Annotated in this window: 4 protein-coding genes and 1 pseudogene; 2 read left to right on the forward strand and 3 right to left on the reverse strand. The window is 74.5% G+C overall.

Features of this window, described 5'->3' with window-relative positions; genetic code table 11:
• The 3 genes and pseudogenes from RB628_RS34875 to RB628_RS34885 all read right to left on the reverse strand — a co-directional run.
• Window positions 1–465: pseudogene (locus RB628_RS34875) on the reverse strand (ABC transporter permease); the annotation flags it as partial.
• A gap of 12 nt (window positions 466–477) precedes the next feature.
• Entirely contained in the window at window positions 478–1,251 is a 774-nt protein-coding gene (locus RB628_RS34880; protein ID WP_318324641.1) for an ABC transporter ATP-binding protein, read from the reverse strand.
• Window positions 1,248–1,502 carry a hypothetical protein gene (locus RB628_RS34885; RefSeq protein ID WP_318324642.1) on the reverse strand — a complete coding sequence of 85 codons (255 nt, stop codon included), beginning with the start codon at window positions 1,500–1,502 and terminating at the stop codon, window positions 1,248–1,250. The genes RB628_RS34880 and RB628_RS34885 overlap by 4 nt, the downstream gene beginning before the upstream one ends.
• Before the next feature lie 225 nt (window positions 1,503–1,727).
• Between RB628_RS34885 and RB628_RS34890 the strand changes: the two genes are divergently transcribed.
• Window positions 1,728–3,032, forward strand: coding sequence for a sensor histidine kinase (locus tag RB628_RS34890; RefSeq protein WP_318324643.1), 1,305 nt, complete (start codon window positions 1,728–1,730; stop codon window positions 3,030–3,032).
• A gap of 1 nt (window position 3,033) precedes the next feature.
• Entirely contained in the window at window positions 3,034–3,693 is a 660-nt protein-coding gene (locus tag RB628_RS34895; protein ID WP_318324645.1) for a response regulator transcription factor, read from the forward strand.
• Window positions 3,694–3,917: the final 224 nt, after the last annotated feature.

The raw sequence follows: 3,917 nt of genomic DNA on the forward strand, positions 1-3,917 counted from the left end.
GGCGGTGGCACTGTCCACGGCGATCTCGCCGGAACCGGCCGGCCCGTCGCCGTCGACCCGCGCGCCGTCCAGCAGCTTCACCGAGGACCAGCCGTGGCCCGCCGCCCGGGGATCCCCGGCCGGTACGACCCGTCCGTGCGCGTCGACGAGGGCGGCGGGGAATCCGAGGTCGCCGACCGCGTCGGTGACACCCGGCAACCCGGCCAGTTCGCCGACCAGTCGGGCCGGGACCGTACGGCGTTCCGGGAGCGCGATCGGCAGGTCGCCGCTCGGGTGCAACTCCTGGTCGGCCGCGACGACGACGTCCGCGCCGCCGAGACGGCCGACGGGCAGGTGGGAGCGCAGGCCGGACTCGGCCAGGACACCGGTACCGGTGATCAGGGCCGCGCCGCCGAGAACCGCGCAGGCCACGGCGATCAGCGCGGTGATCCGGTGTCCGGCCATCCGCAGGGCGGGACGGAACATGGCGAACATGGCTCAGACACCTGCCAACGCCACGAGCCGGCGGGCGAGTTCGGGGGCGGTCGGCGCTTCGAGGGCCTCGACCACCCGGCCGTCGGCCATCACCGCCACGTGGTGGGCCCGGGCCGCGGCGGCCGGATCGTGGGTGACCATCACCACCGTCTGGCGCAGGTCGTCGACGAGGTCGCGCAGCAGGTCCAGTACCTCGTGGGCGCTGCGCAGGTCCAGCGCGCCGGTCGGCTCGTCGGCGAACACGACGGCCGGCCTGGCCACCAACGCCCTGACGACGGCGGCCCGTTGCTGCTGGCCACCGGAGAGTTCGGCCGGGCGGTGGGTGAGCCGGTCGGACAGCCCGACCCGTCGCACCAGCGTCCGCAGCCAGTCGTGGTCCGGGGTGCGCCCCGCCAGCCGCAGGGGCAGCGTGATGTTGTCCTGGACGCTGAGCGAGGGGATCAGGTTGTACGCCTGGAACACGAACCCGACGCGTTCCCGGCGCAGTTCGGTACGGCGGGTCTCGTTCAGGCCGGCGATCTCGTGCCCGTCGATGCGGACACTGCCCGAGGTCGGGGAGTCCAGCCCGGCGGCGCAGTGCATCAGCGTGCTCTTGCCGGAGCCCGAGGGCCCCATCACCGCGAGGAACGTGCCGCGTTCCACGGTCAGCGACACCTCGTCGAGGGCGCGGAAGCCTCCCGCGTACTCCTTGACGACCCGGTCCAGTGCGATGGCGGGCGCCGACGCTTCGTGTGCGGTGGTCTCCGGGTCGCGGGTCCGGGCCGGGGCGGCGTTCACCGACGGCCCCGCAGGTGGCGCACGACGAGGGTGCCCGCGCCGAGGAGGGTGACCACGCCACAGGCCAGGTGCACCCAGGTGTCCGCTCCGGCGTAGGTGGCCGCCGAGTTGGCGACCGCGCTGACCACGACCACGATCCAGAGCAGCGTACGGACGACCTCCCCGCCGGTGACGGCGGGCGACGACACTTCGCGCGTGCCGCCGACGGGGGTGTCGGGTGTGGTGAGGCGGTAGGGGTCGGTGGTCGCCATGGGGCTTCTCCTGCGGTGCTGGGCGGTGCATCCGGGGGTCCGGCTGACGTCGTCGACGCTACGGACCGACCCCCCTCCCGGCCGATCCCGCAGCCCGCCCGGTCGGAGGTACAGCAGGCTGTACTCCGGCTGCGACCCGGCCCTCGGCCGACGGCGAACTGGTGGGCGTCATAAGGTCGTTCGCAACACACGGAATGGTTCGTCGCAAGGGGAGGGGGAGAGCGGATGGCGGTCCGGCAGGACGTGACAGCCGGTGACCGGCGGGTGGGCCTCAGGGACACCGTCGTACGGACCACGAGTGCGGCCGGCGCCGCGATCGCACAACTCGCCTCCGGGCTGGGTACGGCCTTCCGGGCGCTGCTCGTGCTGCTCTGGCTGGCCGTCACCGCCGTCACGAGCCCGGTCGGGGTCGGACTGCTCATGGCGCCCGCCGTCCTGGGCGCGCTGCACGCCCTGGCCGGCCGGGAGCGCGGCCGGCTCGGCCGCCGGGGTCCCGAGGTCATCGCCCCGGAACCGCCGCCGACACGGCTGCGGCTCGCCCTGGTCGACCCCACCACCCGGCGGGAGCTGCGCTGGCTGGCCCGGCACGCCACCCTGGGACTCCTCCTGGGGCTGTTCGGCGTCCTCCTGCCGCTCATCGCCGTGCGCGACAGCCTCTTCCCGGTGTACTGGAAGCTCCTGCCCGAGGACACGACCGCCACCTCCGTGGGGCTCGGCAACGCGCACTCCTGGCCGGACGCGCTCGCCGTGGCCATGCTGGGTGTGGGCTGGATCGCCATCGTCCTGGGGCTCGGCCCCGGCATGGCCCGTGCGCAGGCCCGGCCCGGACGCCTGCTCCTCGCAGCCGGGCCGGACACGGACCTGTCGCTCCGCGTCGCCGAACTCACCGCCACCCGTGCCGCCGCCCTGGACGCCCACGCCACCGAACTGCGCCGCATCGAGCGCTCGCTGCACGACGGCACCCAGAACCGGATCGTCTCCGTCACCGTCCTGGTCGGTGCCGCCCGCCGCATGGTGGCCCGCGACCCGGCGGGCGCCGACGAGCTCCTCGAACGCGCCCAGTCCGCCGCCGAGCAGGCCCTCGCGGAACTGCGCACGGTCTCCCGGAGCATCCTGCCCCCGGTGCTGGACGACCGCGGGCTGGCCGGCGCGCTCTCGGGGCTGGCGGCGGAGAGCGCGGTGCCGTGCCGGATCGACGTCGACATACCCGAACGCTGCGCCGCCTCCGTCGAGGCCACCGCCTACTTCGTGATCGCCGAGGCCCTGACCAACATCGCCAAGCACAGCGGCGCCGCAAACGCCACCGTGACCGCGCGCAGCCGCGGCGGGCGTCTCCACCTGTGCGTCGAGGACGACGGCCGGGGCGGTGCTGGGGGCACCTCCCAGGCATTCGGCTCCGGGGGAGAGGCCGGCGGCTCCGGACTCACCGGCATCCGCCGCCGGATCGCGGCACACGACGGCACCCTCTCCCTGGCCAGCCCGGTGGGCGGCCCGACAACCCTGAAGGTGGAACTCCCCTGTGGCTCGTGACATGCGGATCGTGATCGCCGAGGACGACCCCTTGCTGCGCGAGGGCCTCGCCCTGCTGCTGCGCGCCGAGGGCCTCGACGTGGTGGCCACCGCGGGCACCCCCGACGAGGCGCTGGCCGCCATCGACGCACACGGGCCGGACGTCGCCATCCTCGACGTACGGATGCCGCCGACCCACACCGACGAGGGGATCGTCGCGGCGGTCGAGGCCCGGCGCCGGCGTCCCGGCCTGGCCGTCCTCGTGCTGTCCGCGTACGTCGAGCAGTCCTTCGCCACCGAGCTGCTCACCGGCGGTGTGAGCGGCCTCGGCTATCTGCTCAAGGAACGCGTCGGCCGGGTGGAGGAGTTCCTGGACGCCCTGCGGCGAGTGGCGGACGGCGGCACCGCCATCGACCCCGAGGTCGTCGCCCAGCTCTTCACCCGTTCCCACCAGGACACCCGCCTCGACCGGCTCAGCCCCCGCGAACGGGACGTACTCGCCCTGATGGCCGAGGGGCTCGGCAACACCGCCATCGCCGAACGGCTCGTCGTCACCGAGGGCGCGGTCCACAAGCACATCCGCAGCATCTTCGCCAAGCTCGACCTGTCGCCGACGGACCGGGTGGACCGGCGGGTCGCCGCGGTACTGCGGTACCTGGAGGATCTACGGCGACCGGCCTGAGCGCGGCCGGCTCCACCACGGACCGTCCCGCCGGCCGGCGGCGGTGGCCCGGTGCCGCGAGGGCGACGACGCCTCCTGCGGGACGCACCCGGTCCCCGGACGGGCCGCTGCAGCCAAGGGCGCCGCTCGGACGACCAGCCGCCCACACGGGGCACCGACGGAACTCTGCGACCAGCGACTATGACCCCCTCCGGGGAGATCGTCTCCCACGCTGTCACAGATCG

The organism is Streptomyces sp. ADMS (assembly GCF_033441795.1).
In the GTDB taxonomy this organism is placed as follows: Bacteria; Actinomycetota; Actinomycetes; order Streptomycetales; family Streptomycetaceae; genus Streptomyces.

Bases quoted from the DNA above. Each gene is read 5' to 3' on its own strand.
- RB628_RS34885 (WP_318324642.1), bottom strand. From the start codon at position 1,502: ATGGCGACCACCGACCCCTACCGCCTCACCACACCCGACACCCCCGTC.
- RB628_RS34890 (WP_318324643.1), top strand. From the start codon at position 1,728: ATGGCGGTCCGGCAGGACGTGACAGCCGGTGACCGGCGGGTGGGCCTC.
- RB628_RS34895 (WP_318324645.1), top strand. From the start codon at position 3,034: ATGCGGATCGTGATCGCCGAGGACGACCCCTTGCTGCGCGAGGGCCTC.